The sequence below is a fragment of the Saxibacter everestensis genome, from assembly GCF_025787225.1.
GTDB classification, from domain to species: domain Bacteria; phylum Actinomycetota; class Actinomycetes; order Actinomycetales; family Brevibacteriaceae; genus Saxibacter; species Saxibacter everestensis.
Map to the genome: position 1 here is coordinate 888,061 of NZ_CP090958.1, position 22,745 is coordinate 910,805.

Here is a 22,745-nt window from a genome sequence, read left to right on the forward strand (position 1 = left end):
TCGCCCTTGAGCACCGGGCCGTCACTTCCTTATCCAGGGAGTGGCGGCCCGGTTCGTTCGTGTAAGCGGAGGCGATCAGCCGGTTAGATGGTCGCGATACCACCGAGCGATCTCGTCGAAGCTCAGCTCGCCGGCCGCGGCGCTGATGACGAAGTCGTACGCATCGTCTTCCGCGGAAGACAGGCCGTATCCGTTCAGGACCAGGAACAGCTTGGTGCCGGTCCAGGCGAGCCGCTTGTTGCCGTCCACCAGCGGGTGATTGCGGACCAGCGACTCGAACAGGGCGGCCGCCTTCGCCTCAATCGTGGGATAGGCTGCCTCGCCGAAGAGCACGCTCTGCGGTCGGAACGCGGCCGAGTCCAAGAGGCCTATGTCGCGCACCTGGGCAACGCCGAGCCGAGTGGCGATGACCAGGAGTTCTTCGGTTCGAAGGTATTTCACTCGGCCAGGCGCTTGAGCAGTCCTGCGTCACGATTCAGGATCTCATCGAGCGCTGCGTCGAACTGCAACTTGCGTTCGGCGGCATCTGCGGCGGCCATGATCGCCGTCGTCGCGGCGACCTGTTTGCTGGTTCCCTGCTCTTTCGCGAGCCGGGTCAGCGCGGCGTCCTGCTCTTCCGACAATCTGAGATTGAGTGCCATGAACCAATGGTACCGCTTTGGTACTACTGCCGCTATTCGCACCTTCGGTTGCGAGGCCCCCTATCTTGAGCGATCAGCGGCCATCTTTCTCGTCGAAGTCTTGACAGGTAATTAGTGTAAGCGTGTAATCATCACATGGATGAATACGAGGGCTGGATGATCGGGCGCCTGCCGGACGAATGGTTCGAGACTGCACCCGAGGTGAGTGTCGACCGGGACGAAATCGTGGTCGTCGGCCGACTCGAGGCTCCGACAGGTGCCGAGTCCGAAGGCGCACAGCGAGCGGCGGAAGCCGGTCGGATCAAGCGATTCCGGGAGGAGACCCGGGGAAAGCGAATGCGAATCGCGGACGAAGCTGAGCTCCGGTTCGGGCGCAAGGTTGCCTGGGGAGCTGTATGCGGCCAGACGCGTCAGCTGTTCACCAGTCTTTCGGTGCCGGTGATGACCCGGCTCAGGCAGTCCGAGCGTCAGGTTCTCGACACGCTTGTGGATGCCGGCGTTGCGCGGTCGCGCTCGGATGCGCTGGTCTGGTCGGTCCGCCTGGTCGGGCAGCACCAGGGTGAGTGGATCGGGCAGCTTCGGGAGGCGCTCGTCGGAGTCGAGGCGGCACGAGCTGCCGGCCCAAAGGTGTAAGTGAACCGACTGGAATGTTCGTGCGCTGGGCATGCCTTGCCCTGTCGTGTCTGATCGGGACTGGCTTCGCTAGTATTGCCGTGTTCAGCACGTGACGCAGTTGATGGAGGTGAGACCCATTACCGCAGTATCAGGTCGGGTGCTCCCTCTCACGGCCGTGCGGTTCATCCGACGCAGGTGACGCAGGTAGCGCCCGTAAGCAGAATCGAAAGGCGCTCCCATGTCAGTTTCTCCTTCCACCGAGCTTAAATCCACAATCACAGCCAGCCTGCGGGCCGCTGGTTGTGTCTTCGCCGAGGACGAGGCGCGGTTGCTCGTGTCCGCGGCATCGTCTGCAGCCGGACTCGACACAATGGTGGCCCGCCGGGTCGCAGGTGAGCCGCTCGAACAGGTTCTCGGCTGGGCGGAGTTCCGGGACTTAAGAATCGCGATCGAGCCCGGCGTCTTCGTACCACGTCGCCGCACCGAGTATCTCGCCAGTCAGGCCATCATGCTCGCACAGCAAGCCGATAGTCCGGTCGGTGTCGACCTGTGCTGTGGTTCGGGCGCGGTCGGCGCCGCGCTGCTCGCGGCCGTGCCCGGCATCGAGCTGTACGCCACGGACATTGACCCGGAGGCGGTGCGCTGCGCCCGGCGAAACATTGGCTCGGCCGGGCAGGTGCTCGAAGGCGATCTGTATCAGCCGCTGCCTACAGCGCTGCGCGGTCGGGTCGATGTCCTGGTCGCGAACGCGCCCTATGTCCCTACGGCGGCGATCGCCACTATGCCTCCGGAAGCCCGGCTGCACGAGGCCCGGGTTGCGCTCGACGGCGGTGCGGACGGCCTTGATGTCCAGCGGCGAGTGGCCGCCGCGGCAACGCAATGGCTGGCGCCAGGCGGGCATCTGCTGATCGAGACAAGCGAGCGTCAGTCTAGTGAGACATCCCGCATCTTCGCCCGCAACGGACTGACTCCGAGGGTGACCAGTTCCGACGAACTGGATGCGACGGTCGTGATCGGCCTGGCCGACTCGTGACCCGTGCTGCCCCGGCAGCTGTCGGCGAGGGTTAAGAAATTTGTTGCCTATTGCTCGCCGAAGGTACTATGCTTAAGGAATAGTACCTAAGGAGCTGATTGATATGTCTGCTATCGCCAGACCAGCCGGGCACCGCTCGCTGAGCCGCAAGGACGTCGTCGTGTACGTTGCCGGTGTCATTGCCGGCCTTATCGCTACCCATGCCGTGATCGCATTTGCTGACGATGGGCGAATAACCGTTCGCTCGACGCTTTTGCTGGCCGTTGTGGCATGTTTCATCGCAGGTTTCTACCTGGTCAGACGGCCGGCGATCCGGCAACGGCGCTACGCCTACTACTTCCTGCACGTCATGGCGTTCTTGCTCGTCAACGGAAGCTACTGGCTGCATGCAGGCATCCTGAGCCTGGATGGCCGGGCCGATGTCGTCGCGGCGACCTGGTCGGGCGCGCTCTACGCGATGGCGACATTCTGGGGGATCGGGCTGCTGATACACACGCTCGGGGCGTTCCTATCGAAGGGGTTCGAAGATGTCGACGTCTGACGTCACCGACTTCGAAGCCGCTATGGTCGCGTCGTGGTCCGATATTCACAAGAAGAGTGCGCTCATGCAGTTCATTCTCCTGGTGCTGCATGAAAAACCCTGCTGGTCTGCCGAGATCCGGGATGGAATCAGTGCCCTGAGCGAAGGAAGCCTGCACGTCGACGAGCAAAGCCTGCACCGGGCGCTACGACGGCTGGCCGGAAACAACCTGATCACGTTCACCTCCGGCCCCGCTCCCGGAACCGGTGCACGGCGGAAGACGTATCAGCTGACCCAGACAGGCGAACGGGTGCTCCGGCACTATCTGCAGACGACGCTGAGCTATGCCAGAAGCTCCAGGTACCTGGAGGCGCTGGCGGCAGTCGTCGAATAGTCGCCGGAGCCACCGCAGCCGGCGGCGGCCCGAGGGCAGCCGCCGGCAAGCAGGGCTTAGTCGACAGCCAGGCCTTCCACCGGAGTCATTTTCGTGGCTCTGCGGGCCGGCAGCACCGAGGCAAGCAAACCGGCGATGGCGGCCACGGCAACGACCGTCCCGATCTGCGCCCACGGAATGCTCAAGCTCGCGGTGATATCGGTCTCCATCAGGATCGATGCGGCGCCTGCCCAGGCGAAGAAGACACCGAAAATGACGCCGAGCACCGCGGCGACCGCGGCGACCAGTACCGCCTCGATCGCGAGCATGCCGCGCAGTTGCCCCTTGGTGAGGCCCATGGCCCGCAACAGGGCAGACTCCCGGCGTCGTTCCAGCACCGACAGCGCCATGGTGTTTCCGACGCCGACAAGTGCGATCACAACGGCAATCGCCAGCAGGCACAGTACGACCAGCAGAAGCATGTCCAGCACTTCGCCGTAGATTGCACGCTCAGCTGCACCGCCGTACACGCTGAGCTCGTCACCGTGCGACATGATGTTCGACTGCACGCTCTGAATCTCCGACGAGCTCAGGTCCGGATCCAGCTCCAGCCACACCTGTTGTGCCGTAGGAGTGGAATCAAGTCTGGTCAGGTCGCCGGGAGCCACCATGATGACGCCGTCCGGCACCCGGTTTTCATGTTTGATCGTCAGTTCAATCGTGTCGTGGCCGGCGGTAACGGCGATTGAGGAACCGGTCTTCACCGTCTGATTGGCGATTCCCAGCTCGTTCAGCGTGATCGGATTAACCAGCAGCTGCCCCGGTTTTGGTACCAGGCCACCGGAATGGGCAACTTTTTGGATGTCGGAAGCCGGTGCGCCGAGCGCTATCAGTGGGCTGTCCGTGCTGGCTTCCGTGCTATCGGCGGCGCTGTCCTCCGTGCCGAAGCTGACCGGCGTCCCGTCGAGCACGACCGATTCGCGGACATCGGGCTCTGTGGCCGCGGCGCTGAGCTGATTCTCGGTCAGGCCGTCCGGATTGGTCGTCTGCACCCAAAGATCAACCGGGCGACGCTCGTCGATCTGGTTCTGAACCGATGTGCGAACCGAGGCGGAACCGACGATCATCATCCCGACCAGGGTGACGCCGACCAACAAGGCAGCGGCCGTCGCGGCCGTCCGGCCCGGATTGCGCACCGCGTTCAGCGCCGCGAGCTTACCGGGCACACCGGTCCAGCTGACCAGCATGCCGACTGCGCGCACTGCCAGTGGAATCAGCAGCGAGGACGCCAGCAGGAGCCCGAGGAACGTGAGTGCGCCGGCAGGCAATGCCAGCGTGATGCCAACTTTGAGAGCGCCGGCAATCAGCCCGACGATCCCGACGACGATCATCAGGAAGGCGATGATCAGCCGGACCATGCCGCGCTTGGATTTCACGTCGACCTCGTCGGCGGGTCGCAGGGCTGCCAGCGGACGGACCCGGGTAGCCCGCCTCGCGGGTGACAACGCCGCGCCGACTGTCACGACGACCCCGACGACCATGCCGATCGAGATGCTGGCTACGCTGAGCTGCGCTGTTCCGAGCTGAATCCCGCTGTTCGCCATCCGGCTCCACAGTGCAACCCCACTGGCCAGGCCGTAACCAACCAGCACCCCGAGAGCGGAAGCTGCAAGGCCGAGGACCAGCGATTCGGTGAGCACGGAACGCCGCACCTGGCCGGCGTCCGCGCCGATGCATCGAAGCAGGGCGAGTTCCCGGGTGCGCTGGGCGACGAGCACCTGGAACGTATTTGCTATCACGATGCCGGCAACCAATAGGGCGATAAAGCCGAAGACCAGCACGACAGTGGTCAGGATCTGGGTACTGCCAACCACCTGGTCCAGTTTCTCCGCAAGTGCTTCCTGGCGGGTTTGAACCTGTGCCGAGCCGAGGCCGGCCTGGTCAAGGGCGTAAGAAACGGAGGTCGCCAGGTCTGTGTCCGAGCTGCCGGCCCCGGCCACGCCATAGGAGATTGGTGTCAGGTCGGGAAAAACCTCTTTGAGTCCCGCCTCGGTCATTCCCACGGTCGCCGCTCCGCTGTTGATCACCGATCCCTCCGGTTTGGTAATTCCGATGATGGTGAGGTCGACCGGGGTCTCTTTCAGTGCTCCGGACTCGGCGTCGATTTCGGATTTCAACAGCGTCACGGAGTCGCCGACGCCGACGCTCTGCGCCATCGCGGTGTCCTTGTCGACGGTGAGCTGGTCGGCAGTCCGTGGCCAGTCGCCAGACGCAAGCTGCTGCCAACGCAGCCTTTCCGCTGGGAGCGCGGTGAGTTCCGCGTAGGTTCTCTTGGTGCCGAAGCGGAGCTCCGCATAGCTTTGGTAGAGCGCACCGGCTGTGTCGACCCCTTCGGTCGAACGGAGCGCCGAAAGGTACTTCTCCGCTGCTGCCGATTCCTTGGTAGCCGCAGCATCCGACGGTTGCTGCTCTGGCGTCGTTTCCTCAGGGGTTACAGTCACATCGGATTTCGCCAGGGTCGCGGTGAAAGCCTTCTCAACCGTCTGGTTGAAGGTGTCGGACAGGGTCAGGGTGCCGACGATGAATCCGACCGAGAGGATGATCGCGACGGCCGCCGCGAGCAGCCGGGGAATGTTGGCGCGTAGCTGCGCCCAGGTTGCCGTCTTCATGCCGCGACACCAGCCGAACCTAGTCCGCGCATGGCTTCGATAACGTCGTCCGCGGTTGGATCTGTGATTTCTCCTGCCAGCTTTCCATCGGCCAGCAGGACGACCCGGTCGGCATAGGACGCAGCCACGGGATCGTGGGTGACCATCACGACGGTCTGTCCGAGCTCCCGTACGCTCCGGCGAAGCAGGCCGAGCACCTCGGCACCGGAAACGGAATCGAGGTTACCGGTAGGCTCGTCGCCGAAAATCACGTCGGGCCGGCTGAGCAGCGCGCGCGCAACGGCAACCCGTTGCTGCTGACCTCCGGAGAGCTCGTGCGGCTTGTGTCGCAGCCTGGATGTGAGCCCGAGTACCTCGGTGACGTAGTCGTACCACTCGGCGTCGTGGGATCTACCGGCAAGCTCCAGCGGAAGCAGGATGTTCTGCCGGGCGGTGAGAGTCGGCACCAGGTTGAACGACTGGAACACGAAGCCGACGCGGTCGCGCCGCAGCCTGGTCAGTTCCTTGTCCTTCAACCCGGTGATCTCGGTCTCGCCGAGCCAGATCTGACCGGTGGTGGCGCTGTCCAGGCCTGCCAGGCAGTGCATCAGCGTCGATTTGCCTGAGCCGGATGGGCCCATGATGGCAGTGAAATGGCCGCGTTCGAATCCCACGGTGACGCCGGCGAGGGCGTGCACCTTCGTCTGGTCTTTCCCGTAGGACTTGCGCAGGTCGACCGCGGAAACGGCGAAGTCCCTGATCTCTGCCGCGGTCTGCGGGGCTGCGGTTGCTGGTGTCGTGCTGTCGCTGTGACGACCGTGGCCGGACGGATCGACGCTCAAGGGGTAACTCCTCATGGTTGGTGAATTCGTTCATTCCCAACGCTATGAATTCCCGGCCGATCTTTCATCGCCCCGCACTCCGAACCGGTGCCGGGTTCGGTACGACCTGAGGATGACGGAGCAGGCAGGCTGCGTACGCCTAAGTCAGCTGTCAGGGGCTCCCTGGTTTGACCAGTCCCTGTTCGTAGGCAAGCACAACGGCCTGTACCCGGTCGCGGACCTCGAGCTTGGACAGAATCCGGCCGACGTGCGTTTTGATAGTTGCTTCGGAAAGGAAGAACTTCGCTGCGATCTCGGAATTCGACAAGCCCTGGGCAATTTCCTTCATCACTTCCAGCTCGCGCTCGGTGAGCCGCTCGAGCGGACTGGGCGCACCGGAACTGTCCTTCTCCACCGTGATCAGCGGCGCAACGTGTTCCAACAGTCGCCGGGTGGTCGATGGAGCAATAACGGCGTCGCCCCGGTAGACCGTGCGGATGGCGTCGAGAAGTTCCTCGGGTGGCGCGTCCTTGAGCAGAAAGCCGCTGGCGCCTGCCTTGATCGCGGCGAGAGCGTACTCGTCGATATCGAAGGTGGTGAGAACCACAATTTTCAGGTCCGCGATCCGGCCCGCCTGCTGCTCGGCAAGCAAACGCTTCGTCGCCTCGATCCCATCGAGCTGCGGCATCCGGACGTCCATCAGAACGACATCGACGCGGGTGGCCAGCAGCGTCTGAATGGCGTCGTTGCCGTTTGCCGCCTCGGCCACTACCTCGAGGTCGGGCTGGGAATCGATAACCATCTTGAATCCCCGGCGCAGCAGTTCCTGGTCGTCGACAAGGGCTACCCGGATGGGGGCGGGGGCTGTGGGCTGGGACACGAATGGTCTCCGATTCTGAATATCTCGTGCTGGTGATGGTCGGGTCTATTGGGAGGCTAGCCGGAGGTTGGGATCATATACGGGAAGAACGCCGTCACCAGGTAGCCACCCGGGTGCGGCCCGGCGGAAAATGTCCCGCCGTACAGCGTCGCGCGTTCGTTCATTCCGACGATCCCATGACCCCTGCCGTCGACGGGATCTGCGCCGGCGCCGCGGCCGTCATCCTGAACTGTGACTACGACGCCGTTCGGTGCGAAGTCCAGCAGCACCCGCGAGGACACCTCGGGACCGCCATGTTTCATCGTGTTCGTCAGGCTTTCCTGAACTATCCGGTAGATAGCCAGCGCGGGACCGGCCGGAAGCTCGACCTGGGGGCCGCGTATCTCGTAGCTCACCGGCAGCCCGGCGGCCCGAACCGCGTCAACCAGCTCCGGCAGATCGACGATGCCGGGCTGTGGACGGGTGTCGATGTCGTCTGCGCCTTCGCGCAGTACGCCGAGGAGCCGGCGCATATCCGCGAGGGCCGCCCGGCCGGTGCTTGAAATTGTTTCAAGTACCTCGGCGGCGGCCTTCGGGTCGGTTGCGGCGGCATAGCGCCCGCCGTCGGCCTGGGCGATCACCACCGACAGGGAATGCGCAACGACATCGTGCATCTCCCTGGCAATCCGTGACCGCTCGGCGTTGGCGGCGAGCCGCGCCTCCTGGTCGCGTTCGATCTCCAGCAGCCGGTTGCGCTCGGCGAGATCGGCGAGTTGCTGTCGTCGTACCCGGGTGAGGTCGCCGAGCGTCCATGACACCAGAACGAGGCTTGCACACATCAGGGCAAGAAATGCGCCGGTGATCAGCGAGAACAGTAGGCTGCCGGTGTCCATCATCGGCCCATATCGCAGGCCGAACAGTGCGCTGCCGGCCAGACCGGCAATCAGGCCGGCCCGGCCGGCGCGGCGCGGCGCATAAGCGGTGAGTGCATAGACCGATAGCGGCACGGCAATGATGTTTGTCACCGGGATGATGCCAAGTACGCAATAGAGCAGAGCGGACGAGGCGACAATTCCCCCGGACAGCACCGGTTGGGTTCGGCGAAGGGCCAGCGGCACCGTCATGCCGAGCGTCAGCAGAAGGGTGAGTGGCCAGAGTGGAAATGTATTGACGCCGATGAAGAGCAGTGACAGCAGTGTCAGCGGGCCGGCAACGAAAATCGAATCGATCAGGATTGGATGCTCGCGCAGCCAAAGATAGATCCGTTCCCGTTTTCGCATACTCAAGACTCTATCCACCCGGCCTGGCCTCCGGCCTCGCCCCGGCGCGGTATCTGGCCCTTCGCCGGATCAGACCAGGGTCGTAGGCCAGCCGATCGACATCCGGAGTTTCCGCGGCAGTTTCCACGTGATCCAGCACTGATTCGTCCTGTGCTTGCCTCGGACTAAACACGCGTTTAGTATATTGAACATGCGTATAGCGAGTGAGGCCGCTCCGGCGACAGGGGACCTCAACACCAAGGCGAAAATCCGGGACGCGGCCATCGGGCACTTCGCCCGGGACGGTTTCCAAAAGACGAATCTGCGCGCCATCGCGGCCACCGCGGGGGTCAGTGCCGGGCTGGTCATCCACCATTTCGGCAGCAAACAGGCCCTCCGTACCGCGTGTGACGACTATGTGCTGGGTGACCTGATCGACACTGCCCACGACAAGGCGAAACCGGCCGGCCTGCAGGACGTCATCCGCAAGTATCTGGAGAATCCCGCCGAACACCAGGTGCATATCGGGTACCTGGCGCGCGCCGTGTCCGAGGAGACCCCCACCGGTCACAAGTTCGTGGACAGCCTGGTGGATGAGACGGAGGCGATCGTCGAGGCCGGAATTGCCGACGGAAGCATGCGCCAATCCTCGGACCCCCGCGGACTAGCGGTGCTGATCGTGGCGACCAGCCTAGGCATGTTGACCATGAACCCACCCCTGGCGAATGCGCTCGGCTACGACGGACTGGGTCCGGAGCTGATGCGCCGGATGGCCGTGCCGGCTCTTGAGCTCTACACCTACGGCCTCTACACCGACGACAGCTTTCTCAAGGCGACCCGGGAAGCGTTTTCTGCCGATGAAGAGGGCACGCCGACGACTTCGTCCACGACCAGGTGAACTGAAAGGAACTGAAACCATGAGTCACATCGGGACGACCAGCAGGACGGGCCGGCAGGCTCCAGCTATGGTAGCGGTCGGCAACGCCATCAAGGTCGTTGATCTGACCAAGACATTTGGCGGCAAGCCGGCCCTGCGCGGCGTCAGCTTCGCGGTGCCACGGGCAAGCGTTTTCGGGGTGATCGGGCCGAACGGCGCGGGAAAGACCACCACCATGCGCTCGCTCCTTGACATCATCCGACCCAGCTCGGGGCACGCAACCGTGCTGGGCGTCGACTCCCGGAACGCGGGGCCCGAGCTGCGCAGGCGAATCGGTTTCCTGCCCGGTGAACTGATCCTTGAAGGCAGGATCAACGGAAAGCGGCTGCTGCAGCATTACGCCGACATTTCCGGCCCGGTGCGCCGGGGCAGAATCGAGGAGCTCGCCGACCGCTTCTCCCTGGATCTGAATCGTCCGGTACGCAAGCTGTCCAAGGGAAACAAGCAGAAGCTGGGCATAGTTCAGGCGTTCATGCACCAGCCGGAACTGTTGATCCTCGATGAGCCAACCAGCGGACTGGATCCGCTGATGCAGCAGGAATTTCTGCGGATGGTCCGCGAGGCGCGCGACGCGGGCCAGACTGTATTCCTTTCGTCGCACGTGATCAGCGAAATCCAGCAGGCTGCGGACGAAGTCGCCATTCTGCGGGATGGCCAGATAGTCAAAACCGCCACGGTGGAGGAACTGCGCAACTCCGCGATCCGGCACCTCCGGATCACCGCAACCGGGATAACTGCCCCGGAACTACGCCGCCGCCTTGCCGGACTCGACGGCCTGGGCGGCCTTGAATGCCGCGCTTCCGAGGATGGGGGAGCCGAGGCCACGGCCTCGCTGGAAGGCGATATTCAACCGTTTATCCAGGCCATCTCGACCTTGCGGCTCAGCGATCTGGTGCTGGAGGAGCCTGACCTGGAAGAGTCAGTGCTCAAGCTCTATGCCGGCTCAATCGATGGCGGCTCAATCGATGGCGGCTCAATCGATGGCAAGGAGAACCGTCATGTCTAGTCCATCTGTTGCGGCCGCTACCAGGGGCGTGGATGTCAGCCGCTCGCAGCTGCCTGTTTTCACCAAGGCATTCAGCGACGGTTGGCGTTCCCTGCTTGGTTGGGCACTGGGACTGGCCGCCGCCATCTTCCTGTACCTGCCACTGTTCCCCAGCCTGGGTGGCAATGCCCAGATGCAGGACCTGATCGACACCCTGCCCAAGGAACTCACCGAGACAATTGGTTACAACCAGTTGAGCACCGGGGCGGGCTACACTCAGTCGACCATCTTCGGACTGATCGGCTTTCTGCTGGCAAGCATCGCCTCGATCGGCTGGGGCGCGGCCGCACTGGGCGGTGACGAGGAATCAGGGCAGCTTGAGCTCACATTGGCGCATGGCGTCACCCGCGTCCAGGTCGCGGTGGAGCGTTTTGCCGCAATGGCGGTCAAGGTGCTGCTGCTCTCCGCGCTGGTCTTTGTTCTGGTGCTGCTGCTGAACGAGCCTGCCGAGCTGGACATCGACGGCGTTCACCTGCTCGGAAGCTGCCTGCTGTTCGGTGGCCTGGCGCTGCTGAGCGGGACTGTCGCCCTGCTGGCCGGGGCACTCACCGGACGGCGGGTGTGGGGGATCGGTGGCGGTGCGTTCATTGCCGTGCTTGGCTACGTTTTCAATGCCATCGGCAACCAGGGCGCCGATTTCGAATGGCTGCACGCACTGTCGCCGTACAGCTGGGCCTATGCGGATGATCCGATGACGAACGGCGCCGACTGGGGCGCCGTGATCGGGCTTTACGCCGTTTCTCTCGTCCTCGGAGCCGTAACAGCATTCACGCTGCGGCGGCGCGACATCGGGGTCTAGAGGAAACTCGGGCGACCAGTCGTTAGCCCGCGCGTTGGCTGCGTCCCCGGTTAGTGACTAGCAAGCCGATGATGGCGATGACTGATCCAGTCAACAGGATGACCGATGCCAGCAGAATTACCCATCCTGCGGTGTCGACTGAGACCTCGGCCGGCGGGTCGGCGTCGATAGCAAGGCCCAGAAGAATCAGCCGGCTCGCCGAGATTGTCGCTGCGATCACACTGATGACGACTATTGCGGCGAGGGTGAACAGTGCTTTAGTCAACAGCTCTCCTACTATCGGCGCGCGTTCGACTTGTGAAGAGACGAGCGCTGGTTCGAACTATAAACCCGCGCAGGCTGTCGGTGGTTCCGGCTAGGCTGAACCGGTGACTAATTTAGAACAGCAGACCGCCGACGCCTCGTTCGGGAACGTGGCAGGGGAGAATTCAGCAGAGCAGGCCGCCGGCTCGCCCGCAAAGCCAGCTGCCGGGAACCCGGCTCAGGGGCTGGCGTCGGAGCAGCAGGTGACGCGGCCGGTCAACTTGCCGGGCTACGAGCTTCGGACGTTCCGCGCCGCCCGGGACGACGAGGCTGCCGGTGCGCAGACGGCTGCCTGGATGGCGGCAACATCGCAGGGCTTCCATATGAACGAGCCGACGGACGAACAGCTGAAGCAGCGAGTCGCTCTGGTTATCGAAGACAATCGCGCGCTGATCGGCGCATATCAGCTTGAGACGCCGGATGGCGCGCTCGGCATGGACCATCCGGTGGCGACGTACAGCACATTCAACAACCCGATCAATATCGGCTTCGGCCAAAGCGTGAACGGCCATCTGATCACCTCCGTCACGGTGCGGCCCACCCATCGTCGCAAGGGCCTGTTGCGCACGCTGATCAGCAACGACCTGGCCGGTGCGAAAGAAGCCGGTTTTCCGATCGCCGCGCTGACCGTTTCCGAGGCAAGCATCTACCGTCGGTTCGGCTTTGGGCCGGCGACCTGGTCGCGGACTATTTCGGTCGACACGACTGGCGGGCTGTCTTTCCTCCGCCCCTCCACCGGCCGGGTGGAGTTGACGAAGCCGGCCGCGCTGCGCGAGCTGGCCCCGAAGATATTCGCGAAGTTTCACGCCGAAACACCGGGCTCGGTCGGCCGCCAGGCGTTCTACCGGGAGCTCGCCGCCGGAACAATCAGCGAGGATAGCGCCGAACCCGATCGCGGCGCGCGGGCCGCGCTGCACTACGACGAGAACGGCGAGATCGACGGCTACGTCCGGTACAAGTTCGCCGGCTGGGACACCGACCCCACCACTGTGAAGGTGAGCGACCTGGTCGCCGCCAACGGCGAGGCCCGACAGGGCCTTTGGCAGTTCCTCGGATCGATCGACCTGGTGAATCGGGTTACTTATGAAGAGGCGGCCATCGACGATCCGCTGCCATGGATGTTGACCGACTCCCGTCGGGTGAATACCACCCATACAGAGGACGTGCTGTGGCTACGCATTCTCGATCCGATTGCCGCGCTGCAAACCCGTCGCTATGCCGATGATGGAACACTTACCATCGCGCTGCAGGACCGACTCGGATTCGCCGATGGGTCCTACCGGATCTCGGTGACCGACGGCGTGGCCACGGTTGACAGTTTGGCCGGCGCCGAAACCGCGCACCCGGACCTGAGCATGGACGTGTCGGCGCTCGCGTCGATCTACCTTGGCGGTGCCGATCCAGTCGTGCTCGCCGCCGGAGGTCAGATCGACGTGCATTCCGCCGGGAGCGCGGAGCGAGCCCGGAAGCTCTTCGCCCTGGATCGAGCGGCTTACTGCATAACCCACTTCTAAGCCGACGGCTACTAGCCGCGGGCCGCTACGCGTCCTCGGGCTCGGCTTCGGGTTCGGTCAGCAGCCTGAGGCGTGAGCGCAGCTTGGCTTCCCGGTCTTCGCCGCCGTGTTGCACTGTGGCGGCGATGTGTTTTTCGCCGTATCGCTGCAGCAGGAGATCATCGATCAGCCGGGCCAGCCCGGGCTCATAGCTGTGCGCCATCCGCTTCCGGACCAGGGTGACATCCTCGGCCGAGATCAGGTCCATCAGTTCGCGGGTCGACGTGATGTCGTTGTCGGCCAGCAGCTGGACGGCGAATTCCAGGCTTTCCTCGGTGTTCCGGTCCACGTGTGGCAGCACGATGTCACAGAGTTCGGTGAGGTTCTTGCTGTTGAGTTTCTCGGGTTCCTTGTGCCAGCGCAGCAGCTGCTGGTGATTGTCGTGAATTGAGGCGAACGCGGTCTCGGCCGCCTCGATCAGGCTTGCAGTCTGGGTGAATGCCCGGTCAAGCGCCGGGGTCCACGCCACTGGATTCGGATTCTTATAGCGGATGTCGTGCTCGATTTCCGCCCAGGCGTGGGACAGAATCGTACGAACCTGGATCTCGAAAGTGACTGCTCGCGAGGTGCGTCGGTGTGCCGCGCCGGTGCTGGCAGAGGTCAGCGGGATCTCTGCCTTGCCAAGCTCGCCCGTGCTGCGCACCGCGCACACCAGATGGCGGCTGATGTAGCCGTAGACACCGGACTCCCGGATCGTGGTGTCCTTTTCCTGATCGCGCAGGCAATAGAACCAACGACCCCGCTTGAGTGAGCGGACGACGTCGGGGACCTGTTCCGGAAGCGCGGTGATAATGCGCAGCCCGCTCAGGTCGTGCATCTCGCGCACGGGATCGTCGAAATCCCGGCCGGCGGCATCAAGTCGGGCGAGCTTGCGCGCCAACGACTCGGGGGTCTTGGTACGGCCTTGAACGAACAGGACGTCCACCCCATCATCCGCAAGCGTCTCAATCACCCGGCGCTCCAGCGCCGTCGTGGTTTCGGAGAAGTCGCCGAGCGCTTCGGCGTACACGTCGACCGCATCGGCAATGGACACGGGTGATATCTGGGAGCTATTTCCCTCGCCGACGTCGTTGATCACAGTTCTAATCTAGCTGCTGGGTCAATCGTCAGTATTCTGCGCCGCCCGCAATCCGAAGGTCGGCCTCAACCGTGAGCGCTGCCAAAGCGGTCTCGATCAGGCCCGTCGCCATCACATCTATCCCTAGTCCTGGTTTTCCCGAGCCGGCAGCCTGCTCAATGGAATTGGGGACGTGGACGAAGCCGGCCCGGATCCCGGTGGGGGCCTCAACGCCATTGCCGATTTGCCGTCGATCGGCTTCGTCGGGCCCGGCCACCATATGCATCAGCTGGTAGAAGACGTGATTGCACACGAAGGTGCCGGCGGACTGCGACACCGAGGCGGGCACCCCCGCGGAGCGCATTGCGCTCACGGCGGCCTTGATGGGCAGGGTTGAGAAGTATGCCGTCGGCGCGTCGGGCACAACCGGTTCATCAACCGGCTGCTCGCCGGAATTGTCCGGAATACGGGCGTCGTCGATATTGATCGCCACCCGCTCAGGTGTCACGTCCGACCTGCCCGCCGCCTGCCCCACGCAGATCACAACGTCGGGCCGGTGCTCCTGCAACAGACCGCGAAGTGCCTCGGCTGATCGTGTGAAGACACACGGAAGCCGGGCAGTAACCAAGGGCTCCGGTCGATCCCAGATTGCGGCCGCTTGGCGTACTGCGTCCCAGGATGGATTGGACGATTCGCCGTCAAACGGCTCGAACCCGGTCATCAAGACACTTTTCACGCTTACCTGCCTTTCGTCGAATCTGCTTGGGAAATTCCGGATCGTGGACTCTCGTGAATGCATTCACAAGCGACCCGTAGACTTGTAGCGCCCGAGTAACCCATCCGATTCTTTCACTCGACCATCATTCCCAGGAGGAAACCCGCGTGAGCAAGCCAGTAGTTCTTATTGCAGAAGAACTCTCACCGGCGACAATCGAGGCCCTCGGCCCGGATTTCGAGATCCGGCACGTCGACGGCGCTTCCCGATCCGACCTCCTTCCGGCACTCGCCGACGTGGACGCCATCCTGGTACGTTCGGCCACCCAGGTGGATGCCGAGGCCCTAGAGGCAGCAAAAAACCTGAAGATCGTTGCCCGGGCAGGTGTCGGCCTGGACAATGTCGATGTTCCGGCAGCCACCCGCGCCGGCGTCATGGTCGTGAACGCACCGACCTCCAACATCATTTCAGCGGCGGAACTGACGCTCGCGCACATCCTTGCCTCTGCCCGCAATATCGGCGCCGGCAACACCTCGCTGAAGGCAGGGGAGTGGAAGCGCTCGAAGTTCACCGGAACCGAACTGTATGAAAAGACACTCGGTATCGTCGGGCTCGGTCGGATCGGCGCCCTGGTCGCGGCGCGCGCAGCGGCGTTCGACATGAAGGTCGTTGCCTACGACCCCTACATTTCCTCGGCGCGAGCCGCTCAGATGGGCGTGCAACTGCTCAGCCTGGACGAGGTGCTCAGCGAGTCGGACTTCATCACGGTTCACATGCCGAAAACCCCCGAGACGATCGGCCTGATCGGCGAGGAGGCTTTTAACAAGGTCAAGCCGACCGTGCGGATCATCAACGTGGCCCGTGGCGGAATCGTTGACGAAGTCGCTTTGGCGAACGCCCTGGCCGATGGCCGGGTCGGCGGCGCCGGCATCGACGTGTTCGAAACGGAACCGACGACCGAATCGCCGCTCTTCGACTTCGATTCCGTCGTTGTGACGCCGCACCTGGGCGCTTCGACCGAGGAAGCTCAGGAAAAGGCCGGTGTCGCGGTCGCGAGGTCGGTCCGCCTGGCGCTCTCCGGCGAGCTGGTGCCCGATGCCGTGAACGTCGCCGGCGGAGCCATTGATGAAGATGTCCGGCCCGGAATCCCGCTGATCGAACGCCTGGGCCGGGTCGTCACCGCGCTCGCCGGTTCGTCCATTACCTCGCTCGATGTCGAGGTACACGGCGAGATCGCCGACAAGGACGTATCCGCACTGAAGCTGGCAGCGCTCAAGGGACTCTTCCGCGATGTCGTGTCGGAGCAGGTGTCGTACGTGAACGCCCCGGTCCTTGCCGAGCAGCGCGGAATCGATGTCCGACTGATCACCGACGGCGAGGCAGACGAGTTCCGCAATGTGCTCACCCTCCGTGCCGCCAAGGCAGACGGCTCGCAGATCTCGGTGTCCGGAACGCTCACCGGGCCGAAGCAGATTCAGAAGCTGGTCGGCGTCAACGGTTTCGACCTGGAAATCCCGCTGAGCGACAATCTGCTGATCGTTTCGTATACCGACCGTCCGGGTGTTATCGGCGTGCTGGGCCAGGCATTGGGCGCCGAAAAGGTGAATATCGCCGGGATGCAGGTCGCGCGGAAGAATGAGGGCGGAAATGCTCTCGCGGTACTCGCCGTCGATTCGCTGATTCCTTCGGAAACCGTCGGGCGGGTCGCCGATCAGATCGGAGCCGACACAGTGACGGCGGTCAGCCTGGAAGACTGAGGTCAATCGTGCCTTTGTCGCCGAGACGTGGGAAATAGCCCACGAGTCGGCAGCAAAGGCACGACTGAGGTCCGCGGTTGGCACGACTGAGTCCGCGGTTGGCTCGAAGCCCGCGGACCGTCTCGCTATTTGGCAGATGGTGTCGAATCGCGAGACGGGCGGGTTAGGCTAAAGCCATGTCTTCCGAATTCAAGATTGCAGTCATTCCGGGCGATGGCATCGGACACGAAGTCGTCCCCGAAGGCCTCAAGGTTCTCGAAGCCGCGATTGAGGCTACCGGCACAGACGCGAGCCTGGACTTCACCCACTATGAACTCGGTGCGAAGCGCTGGCACGAAACCGGCGAAGCGCTAACCGATCAGGAGCTTGAGGAACTGCGCGGCTATGACGCCATTTTCTTCGGCGCCGTGGGCGATCCCGATGTGCCTTCCGGCGTGCTTGAGCGTGGCCTGCTGCTCAAGATGCGTTTCGGCTTCGACCACTACGTGAATCTCCGCCCGACCAAGCTGTTCGCCGGCGTCGAAAGCCCGCTGGCAAACCCCGGTGAAATCGACTTCGTGGTCGTCCGCGAGGGCACCGAAGGCCCATACACCGGTCAGGGTGGCGTTCTGCGCTACGGTACCGAGCACGAAGTTGCCACCGAGGTCTCGGTGAACACGGCCTACGGGGTCGAGCGGGTAGTTCGCGATGCCTTTGCCCGCGCGCAGTCCCGACGCAAGAAGCTCACCTACGTGCACAAGCACAACGTCATGGTGCACGCCGGCCACCTTTGGCGCCGCACGGTCGAAAAGGTCGCGCTGGAGTTCCCGGAGGTCGCGGTCGACTACCTGCACACGGATGCGTGCACAATTTTCATGGTCACGAACCCTTCTCGTTTCGACGTCATCGTGACCGATAACCTCTTCGGTGACATCATCACCGACCTGGCAGCCGCAGTCAGCGGCGGAATCGGGCTGGCCGCCAGCGGGAACATCAACCCGGACCGGACGGCGCCCTCGCTGTTCGAGCCGATTCACGGCTCGGCACCGGATATCGCCGGGCAGCAGAAAGCGGACCCGACGGCATGTGTGCTGTCTGCCGCCCTGATGGCCCAACATCTCGGCCTCGACGACGTTGCCGAGCTGATCGAGTCCGCCGTCGAGAAGGACCTCGCTGCCCGGGGCGGCGCGATCCGCAGCACGAGCGACATCGGGGATGCCCTCGCGGGATTGGTCGCCGGGTAAGGCCCGCACCGAACCACTGAGCGACGTCAACGGCTTGGGCGCGTCCGCAACGACCGAAAGGTCAGCGGCCGCGCCTATGCCATTCCCCGGGCGCATTTTCCATCCGGCCCTCGCCGCCGTCATCCGGTGGCGTTATCGTCATAGCTATATCCCACCGTCTTAAAAGGAAGCCACGATGACTAGCTTCGACTTACGAAAGCACTCCCAGCCCACTTCCGACGCCGTGCGTGACGCCATCCTGGCCAAGCCCGGATTCGGCGACTACTTCTCCGATCACATGGCGCATGTTCGCTACACGACCGAACAGGGCTGGCATGGCGCCGAGGTTGTTCCTTACGGCCCGCTATCCCTGGACCCGGCGGCTGCCGTATTGCACTACGCGCAGGAGATCTTCGAAGGCATCAAGGCCTACCGGCATGCGGACGGTTCGGTCTGGACCTTCCGCCCGGAGAAGAATGCCGAGCGCTTCAAGAAGTCGGCCCGGCGGCTCGCGCTGCCGGAGCTCGACACCGAGACCTTCCTCGATTCGCTTCGCGCGCTGGTGCGCACGGATGCCGCCTGGGTTCCGACGCCAACTTCCGATGCGGACGAGTGCAGCCTCTACCTGAGGCCGTTCATGATTGCGAGTGAGAAGTTCCTCGGCGTGCGCCCCTCGCACGAGGTCGACTATTACGTGATCGCTTCGCCGGCGGCCGCCTACTTCGGCGGAGAAGTGAAGCCGGTGTCTATCTGGCTGTCACAGACCTACAATCGCGCCGCGCCAGGCGGGACCGGCTTCGCGAAGTGCGGTGGGAACTACGCCGCATCGATGCTCGCACAGTCTGAGGCAGCAGCGAACGGCTGCGCCCAGGTCGCCTTCCTTGACGCGGTCGAGCACAAGTACCTCGAAGAACTCGGCGGGATGAACCTGTTCCTGGTCTACAAGGACGGGCGGATCGTGACGCCCTCGCTCAGCGACTCGATCCTCGACGGCGTGACCCGCTCCTCGCTGCTTCAGCTGGCCAGGGAAAGCGGCTACACGCCGGAGGAGCGCCGGGTGTCGATCGACGAGTGGCGCGAGGGCGCAGCCAGCGGCGAGATCACCGAGGCGTTTGCCTGCGGAACCGCTGCCGTGATCACACCGATCGGGGAACTTGTCACCCCGGACGACCGGATCAAGCACGATACGGACGCCACCGGACCGGTGGCCAGCGCCCTTCGCAAGCAACTGCTCGACCTGCAGTACGGCCGGGTCGAGGACACTAACGGCTGGCTCACCCGGCTGGTCTAGGCAGCGATACCGAGGGGACCGGGCCGGATGTCGGTCTGGTCCCCTTTCGCTGAGTGACTGCCGCCCAGACGACTGCCGCCCGATGACCGCGACTCGATGACCGCTGACTCGATGACTTGGAGCAATTGATGATCGGCAATGCCGCGAGCCCGGCCCAGCGCGTCCTGCCCACCAGTGACCAGGTCGTTGGCAACTTGCCCTGGCGCTGGCGTACCCAAGGCGCCATCTTCGTGATCGGCGGCCTGGGATTCATGTTCGACGCCTGGGACGTTGCGCTGAACGGCTTCCTGATTCCGCTGCTCAGCGAGGAATGGTCCCTGCGGCCGGGACAGGCAGCGTGGATGGCGACTTCCAACCTGATCGGGATGGCACTCGGGGCATTCGTCTGGGGCGGCATCGCTGACCGGATCGGTCGAAAGCGCGCATTCACCCTCACACTGCTGATGTTCTCGCTGTTCACGGTTGCCGGCGCCGCGAGTCCGGGAATCGAGGTGTTCTGCCTCTTCAGGTTCCTGGCCGGCGTAGGCCTCGGCGGCTGCATACCGGTCGACTACGCACTGGTCGGCGAGTTCACCCCAACCAGGCAGCGCGGCCGCGTTCTGACCGCGATGGACGGCTGGTGGCCGATTGGTGCGACCCTGTGCGCCGTGGTTTCCGCCTCGCTCCTCGTCTTCGACAATTGGCGCCTGCTGATGCTCGTGATGGTGCTCCCCGCCTTGCTCGTCGTCTGGGTTCGCCGGTCAGTGCCGGAATCGCCGCTCTACCTGGCTCGCTCAGGTCAGCGCGATGAGGCGAACAAGGTGATCGGCTGGCTGGTGCAGCGAACCGGAGGTAGCCAAACGGAGTGGACCCTGCCGGCCGCCGGCATCAAGCCGTCGATGAGCCTCTCCGCCCTCACCGGGCAGTTGGCCCGGCTATGGACATTTTCCTGGCGGATCACGCTGGTCAGCTGGCTGCTGTTCGTCAGCGTGCTGCTGACCTATTACGCCGCACTGACCTGGCTGCCGAAGATCCTGAAATCGGTCGGCTACGGCGACCAGGCGGCATTCATGGTGACGGCAGGTATGACCGGAATCGGAATACTGGGCGTCATTGTCTGCGCCTGGCTGGTAGAAATCGTGGGCCGGAAATGGATTCTCGGTGTCTCCGCGGTCCTATCCGCGGCCTCATTGCTGGCGTTCGCCCTCATGCTTGGCAATCCAGTGGCGGCGCAAATCTCGATTCTGTGCTTCGGATTTTTCATCCAGGTATCGGTTCCTGCCCTCTACACCTACGTCTCCGAGTTGTACCCGACCCAGCTGCGCGGTTCTGGATTTGGCTGGGCCTCCGCGGCATCCCGGCTCGCCACCGGCATAGCCCCGCTACTCTTCGCGATAATGTGGCCGCTTTTCGGTCTGACCTGGACCTTCGCCGGGACGGCGGCACTTGTGCTGGTAGCGGTAATCGCGATGGCCGTGCTCACCCGGGAAACCCGGGCCGAGCAACTGGCCTGACCGCTCGGCCGTGGCACACCGGTTCCGGGCGTGGCCGCCCAACGACTGAGACGTTGTTGCAGGGAGCCGGGAAAGCTGCAATTATGACCGGGTGATGCACACCACGGCGATCAGTATTACCTAGCGCGCGAGTAGCGCCTTCTGACCGAAGGCACGCCGCGCGTCTACCCTCTGCCCGAAGCGGAGGGTTTTTTGTTGGCAGAAATAGTTGGACTTGCAAGGAATCGGCTCATGAGTAACTCGGTGCATATCTACGACACGACCCTGCGCGACGGCGCCCAGCAGGAGGGGCTCAACCTTTCGATCGCCGACAAGATCACCATCGCCGGGCTACTCGATGAACTCGGAGTTGACTTCATTGAAGGCGGCTGGCCGGGCGCCATCCCTAAAGACACCGAGTTCTTTGCCCGCGCCGGTGAACTGGACTTGAAACACGCCACACTCGCCGCGTTCGGTTCAACCCGGAAGGCCAACGTTGCGGTTGAGGACGACGCGCAGGTCAATGCCTTGCTCGCTGCGAACACGAGCGTTGTCACTCTGGTGGCAAAAAGTCACCTGGGTCACGTGGAGCGGGCGCTGAAAACCACGGCTGACGAGAACCTGGCGATGATCACCGACACGATCCGGTTTCTGACCGCCCAGGGCCGGCGAGTGTTCCTCGACGCAGAGCACTTCTTCGATTCGTTCCGCTCGAGTACCTCCTACGCCCTCGACGTGGTTGCGGCATCGCATGAAGCGGGTGCCGAACTCGTGGCGCTCTGTGACACGAATGGCGGCATGCTGCCCAGCTGGATCACCGAAGCTGTCGGCCGGGTGCACGCCGAGGTGCCGAATGCACGGCTCGGCATTCACGCCCATAACGACACCGGCTGCGCGGCGGCCAACTCGATTGCCGCCGTCGAAGCGGGCGCAACGCACGTACAGGGCACGATCAACGGCTATGGCGAGCGAACCGGAAACGCGGACCTGCTCACCGTGGCACTCAATCTGGATCTGAAGCTCGGACTGAATACGCTTCCGGAGGGCCATCGCGCTGAGGCCAGTTCCATCGCGCACGCAATCAGCGAGCATACGAACATTCCGGCCGGCGCACGGCAGCCCTACGTCGGCTCTAGCGCCTTTGCCCATAAGGCGGGCCTGCACGCCTCTGCGATCCGGGTCGATCCGGACCTGTACCAGCACATCGACCCGGTCCAGGTGGGCAACGATATGCGGATGCTGATCTCGGACATGGCCGGACGGGCATCCATCGAACTCAAGGGCAAGGAACTTGGCTACGACCTGGCCGGCAACCACGACTTGCTCGGCCGGCTCACCAATCGGGTGAAGGAGCTCGAGGCAAAGGGCTATACCTTCGATGCCGCCGACGCCTCCTTCGAGCTGTTGCTGCGTGAAGAAGCAGACGGAAGTCGACCAGAGTTCTTCCAGGTGGCGAACTGGCGGACCATCGTAGTCGCCAAGGGCACCCATGGCGCGAACGACATCGACACCGCCGAGGCAACGGTCAAGGTCCGGGTCAAGGGCGAGAAGCTGATCACGACGGTCGAGGGCAACGGCCCGGTGAACGCGCTGGACAAAGCATTACGCCAGGTGTTGTCCGGGGCCTATCCGCAGCTGTCCGCGGTCCGGCTGGTCGATTACAAGGTCCGCATCCTCGATTCCGCCAGCGGTACGGATGCCGTCACCCGGGTTCTGATTGAATCGACGGACGGTGATCGTCGGTGGACAACTGTCGGTGTCGCCTCGAATGTGGTGGAAGCCAGCTGGCAGGCGCTGCTCGATTCACTGGTCTACTTCCTGGTGAAGAACTAAGCAAGTAGGGGG

The 22,745-nt window shown here is 63.6% G+C and carries 23 protein-coding genes; 13 read left to right on the forward strand and 10 right to left on the reverse strand.

What is annotated here, in order from left to right; genetic code table 11:
• Window positions 1-75: 75 nt before the first annotated feature.
• Entirely contained in the window at window positions 76-441 is a 366-nt protein-coding gene (locus tag LWF01_RS04345) for a type II toxin-antitoxin system death-on-curing family toxin (RefSeq protein ID WP_349639818.1), read from the reverse strand.
• On the reverse strand, window positions 438-641 hold the full coding sequence (locus tag LWF01_RS04350) for a hypothetical protein (protein WP_349639819.1): 204 nt from the start codon (window positions 639-641) through the stop codon (window positions 438-440). Before LWF01_RS04350 ends, LWF01_RS04345 begins: the two co-directional genes overlap by 4 nt.
• A gap of 135 nt (window positions 642-776) precedes the next feature.
• Here LWF01_RS04350 and abmR point away from each other — a divergent pair, with 135 nt between their 5' ends.
• The 4 genes from abmR to LWF01_RS04370 all read left to right on the forward strand — a co-directional run bounded on the left by abmR (window position 777) and on the right by LWF01_RS04370 (window position 3,203).
• A complete protein-coding gene (gene abmR, locus LWF01_RS04355; protein WP_349639820.1) occupies window positions 777-1,274 on the forward strand; it encodes an ATP-binding transcription factor AbmR in 498 nt (165 codons plus the stop codon).
• Between the two features lie 220 nt (window positions 1,275-1,494).
• Window positions 1,495-2,289, forward strand: a complete 795-nt coding sequence (locus LWF01_RS04360) for a putative protein N(5)-glutamine methyltransferase (protein WP_349639821.1) — start codon at window positions 1,495-1,497, stop codon at window positions 2,287-2,289.
• A 103-nt stretch (window positions 2,290-2,392) separates the two neighbouring features.
• Window positions 2,393-2,830, forward strand: a complete 438-nt coding sequence (locus tag LWF01_RS04365) for a hypothetical protein (protein ID WP_349639822.1) — start codon at window positions 2,393-2,395, stop codon at window positions 2,828-2,830.
• Window positions 2,817-3,203 carry a PadR family transcriptional regulator gene (locus LWF01_RS04370; RefSeq protein WP_349639823.1) on the forward strand — a complete coding sequence of 129 codons (387 nt, stop codon included), beginning with the start codon at window positions 2,817-2,819 and terminating at the stop codon, window positions 3,201-3,203. Before LWF01_RS04365 ends, LWF01_RS04370 begins: the two co-directional genes overlap by 14 nt.
• Before the next feature lie 56 nt (window positions 3,204-3,259).
• Here LWF01_RS04370 and LWF01_RS04375 read toward each other — a convergent pair whose 3' ends face one another.
• The 5 genes from LWF01_RS04375 to LWF01_RS04395 form a co-directional block, all read right to left on the reverse strand.
• Window positions 3,260-5,851, reverse strand: a complete 2,592-nt coding sequence (locus LWF01_RS04375; RefSeq protein WP_349639824.1) for an ABC transporter permease — start codon at window positions 5,849-5,851, stop codon at window positions 3,260-3,262.
• Window positions 5,848-6,687 carry an ABC transporter ATP-binding protein gene (locus tag LWF01_RS04380; RefSeq protein ID WP_432761985.1) on the reverse strand — a complete coding sequence of 280 codons (840 nt, stop codon included), beginning with the start codon at window positions 6,685-6,687 and terminating at the stop codon, window positions 5,848-5,850. The genes LWF01_RS04375 and LWF01_RS04380 overlap by 4 nt, the downstream gene beginning before the upstream one ends.
• Window positions 6,688-6,823: 136 nt before the next feature.
• Window positions 6,824-7,453 carry a response regulator gene (locus tag LWF01_RS04385; protein WP_349640820.1) on the reverse strand — a complete coding sequence of 210 codons (630 nt, stop codon included), beginning with the start codon at window positions 7,451-7,453 and terminating at the stop codon, window positions 6,824-6,826.
• A 134-nt stretch (window positions 7,454-7,587) separates the two neighbouring features.
• Entirely contained in the window at window positions 7,588-8,790 is a 1,203-nt protein-coding gene (locus LWF01_RS04390; protein ID WP_349639825.1) for a sensor histidine kinase, read from the reverse strand.
• A 10-nt stretch (window positions 8,791-8,800) separates the two neighbouring features.
• The gene (locus LWF01_RS04395; RefSeq protein ID WP_349639826.1) at window positions 8,801-8,962 is read right to left on the reverse strand and encodes a hypothetical protein; all 162 of its coding nucleotides are present in this window, start codon (window positions 8,960-8,962) and stop codon (window positions 8,801-8,803) included.
• Window positions 8,963-8,980: 18 nt separating this feature from the next.
• Here LWF01_RS04395 and LWF01_RS04400 point away from each other — a divergent pair, with 18 nt between their 5' ends.
• From LWF01_RS04400 to LWF01_RS04410, 3 genes are all read left to right on the forward strand, one after another.
• Window positions 8,981-9,667 (forward strand): TetR/AcrR family transcriptional regulator, encoded by a 687-nt coding sequence (locus tag LWF01_RS04400; RefSeq protein ID WP_349639827.1) that lies wholly within the window; start codon window positions 8,981-8,983, stop codon window positions 9,665-9,667.
• A 67-nt stretch (window positions 9,668-9,734) separates the two neighbouring features.
• Window positions 9,735-10,712, forward strand: a complete 978-nt coding sequence (locus LWF01_RS04405; RefSeq protein ID WP_432762013.1) for an ABC transporter ATP-binding protein — start codon at window positions 9,735-9,737, stop codon at window positions 10,710-10,712.
• On the forward strand, window positions 10,705-11,550 hold the full coding sequence (locus tag LWF01_RS04410; RefSeq protein ID WP_349639829.1) for an ABC transporter permease subunit: 846 nt from the start codon (window positions 10,705-10,707) through the stop codon (window positions 11,548-11,550). The genes LWF01_RS04405 and LWF01_RS04410 overlap by 8 nt, the downstream gene beginning before the upstream one ends.
• A 22-nt stretch (window positions 11,551-11,572) precedes the next feature.
• Here the strand turns inward: LWF01_RS04410 and LWF01_RS04415 are convergent, their stop codons facing one another.
• Entirely contained in the window at window positions 11,573-11,815 is a 243-nt protein-coding gene (locus tag LWF01_RS04415; protein WP_349639830.1) for a hypothetical protein, read from the reverse strand.
• 103 nt (window positions 11,816-11,918) lie between these two features.
• Here LWF01_RS04415 and LWF01_RS04420 point away from each other — a divergent pair, with 103 nt between their 5' ends.
• Entirely contained in the window at window positions 11,919-13,367 is a 1,449-nt protein-coding gene (locus LWF01_RS04420; RefSeq protein ID WP_349639831.1) for a GNAT family N-acetyltransferase, read from the forward strand.
• Window positions 13,368-13,392: 25 nt separating this feature from the next.
• Here LWF01_RS04420 and LWF01_RS04425 read toward each other — a convergent pair whose 3' ends face one another.
• Both LWF01_RS04425 and pcp read right to left on the reverse strand, forming a co-directional pair.
• On the reverse strand, window positions 13,393-14,484 hold the full coding sequence (locus tag LWF01_RS04425; protein ID WP_349639832.1) for a GTP pyrophosphokinase: 1,092 nt from the start codon (window positions 14,482-14,484) through the stop codon (window positions 13,393-13,395).
• Window positions 14,485-14,512: 28 nt separating this feature from the next.
• Complete coding sequence (pcp, locus tag LWF01_RS04430; RefSeq protein ID WP_349639833.1) at window positions 14,513-15,184, reverse strand: pyroglutamyl-peptidase I; 672 nt, start codon at window positions 15,182-15,184, stop codon at window positions 14,513-14,515.
• A 161-nt stretch (window positions 15,185-15,345) separates the two neighbouring features.
• Between pcp and serA the strand changes: the two genes are divergently transcribed.
• The 5 genes from serA (at window position 15,346) to cimA (ending at window position 22,733) form a co-directional block, all read left to right on the forward strand.
• A complete protein-coding gene (gene serA, locus LWF01_RS04435) occupies window positions 15,346-16,935 on the forward strand; it encodes a phosphoglycerate dehydrogenase (RefSeq protein ID WP_349639834.1) in 1,590 nt (529 codons plus the stop codon).
• 176 nt (window positions 16,936-17,111) lie between these two features.
• Entirely contained in the window at window positions 17,112-18,158 is a 1,047-nt protein-coding gene (locus LWF01_RS04440) for a 3-isopropylmalate dehydrogenase (protein ID WP_349639835.1), read from the forward strand.
• A gap of 175 nt (window positions 18,159-18,333) precedes the next feature.
• Complete coding sequence (locus LWF01_RS04445) at window positions 18,334-19,428, forward strand: branched-chain amino acid aminotransferase (RefSeq protein ID WP_349639836.1); 1,095 nt, start codon at window positions 18,334-18,336, stop codon at window positions 19,426-19,428.
• 128 nt (window positions 19,429-19,556) lie between these two features.
• On the forward strand, window positions 19,557-20,921 hold the full coding sequence (locus LWF01_RS04450) for an MFS transporter (protein WP_349639837.1): 1,365 nt from the start codon (window positions 19,557-19,559) through the stop codon (window positions 20,919-20,921).
• 231 nt (window positions 20,922-21,152) lie between these two features.
• The gene (cimA, locus tag LWF01_RS04455; RefSeq protein WP_349639838.1) at window positions 21,153-22,733 is read left to right on the forward strand and encodes a citramalate synthase; all 1,581 of its coding nucleotides are present in this window, start codon (window positions 21,153-21,155) and stop codon (window positions 22,731-22,733) included.
• The last annotated feature ends 12 nt before the right edge of the window (window positions 22,734-22,745 follow it).

What these genes read in the sequence shown, in the direction of transcription:
- LWF01_RS04450 (WP_349639837.1), top strand. Translation starts at nt 19,557, where the DNA reads ATGATCGGCAATGCCGCGAGCCCGGCCCAGCGCGTCCTGCCCACCAGT.
- LWF01_RS04390 (WP_349639825.1), bottom strand. Translation starts at nt 8,790, where the DNA reads ATGCGAAAACGGGAACGGATCTATCTTTGGCTGCGCGAGCATCCAATC.
- LWF01_RS04365 (WP_349639822.1), top strand. Translation starts at nt 2,393, where the DNA reads ATGTCTGCTATCGCCAGACCAGCCGGGCACCGCTCGCTGAGCCGCAAG.
- cimA (WP_349639838.1), top strand. Translation starts at nt 21,153, where the DNA reads ATGAGTAACTCGGTGCATATCTACGACACGACCCTGCGCGACGGCGCC.
- LWF01_RS04405 (WP_432762013.1), top strand. Translation starts at nt 9,735, where the DNA reads ATGGTAGCGGTCGGCAACGCCATCAAGGTCGTTGATCTGACCAAGACA.
- LWF01_RS04375 (WP_349639824.1), bottom strand. Translation starts at nt 5,851, where the DNA reads ATGAAGACGGCAACCTGGGCGCAGCTACGCGCCAACATTCCCCGGCTG.
- pcp (WP_349639833.1), bottom strand. Translation starts at nt 15,184, where the DNA reads ATGACCGGGTTCGAGCCGTTTGACGGCGAATCGTCCAATCCATCCTGG.
- abmR (WP_349639820.1), top strand. Translation starts at nt 777, where the DNA reads ATGGATGAATACGAGGGCTGGATGATCGGGCGCCTGCCGGACGAATGG.
- LWF01_RS04445 (WP_349639836.1), top strand. Translation starts at nt 18,334, where the DNA reads ATGACTAGCTTCGACTTACGAAAGCACTCCCAGCCCACTTCCGACGCC.
- LWF01_RS04410 (WP_349639829.1), top strand. Translation starts at nt 10,705, where the DNA reads ATGTCTAGTCCATCTGTTGCGGCCGCTACCAGGGGCGTGGATGTCAGC.
- LWF01_RS04370 (WP_349639823.1), top strand. Translation starts at nt 2,817, where the DNA reads ATGTCGACGTCTGACGTCACCGACTTCGAAGCCGCTATGGTCGCGTCG.
- LWF01_RS04380 (WP_432761985.1), bottom strand. Translation starts at nt 6,687, where the DNA reads ATGAGGAGTTACCCCTTGAGCGTCGATCCGTCCGGCCACGGTCGTCAC.
- LWF01_RS04360 (WP_349639821.1), top strand. Translation starts at nt 1,495, where the DNA reads ATGTCAGTTTCTCCTTCCACCGAGCTTAAATCCACAATCACAGCCAGC.
- LWF01_RS04350 (WP_349639819.1), bottom strand. Translation starts at nt 641, where the DNA reads ATGGCACTCAATCTCAGATTGTCGGAAGAGCAGGACGCCGCGCTGACC.
- LWF01_RS04440 (WP_349639835.1), top strand. Translation starts at nt 17,112, where the DNA reads ATGTCTTCCGAATTCAAGATTGCAGTCATTCCGGGCGATGGCATCGGA.
- LWF01_RS04400 (WP_349639827.1), top strand. Translation starts at nt 8,981, where the DNA reads ATGCGTATAGCGAGTGAGGCCGCTCCGGCGACAGGGGACCTCAACACC.
- LWF01_RS04385 (WP_349640820.1), bottom strand. Translation starts at nt 7,453, where the DNA reads ATGGTTATCGATTCCCAGCCCGACCTCGAGGTAGTGGCCGAGGCGGCA.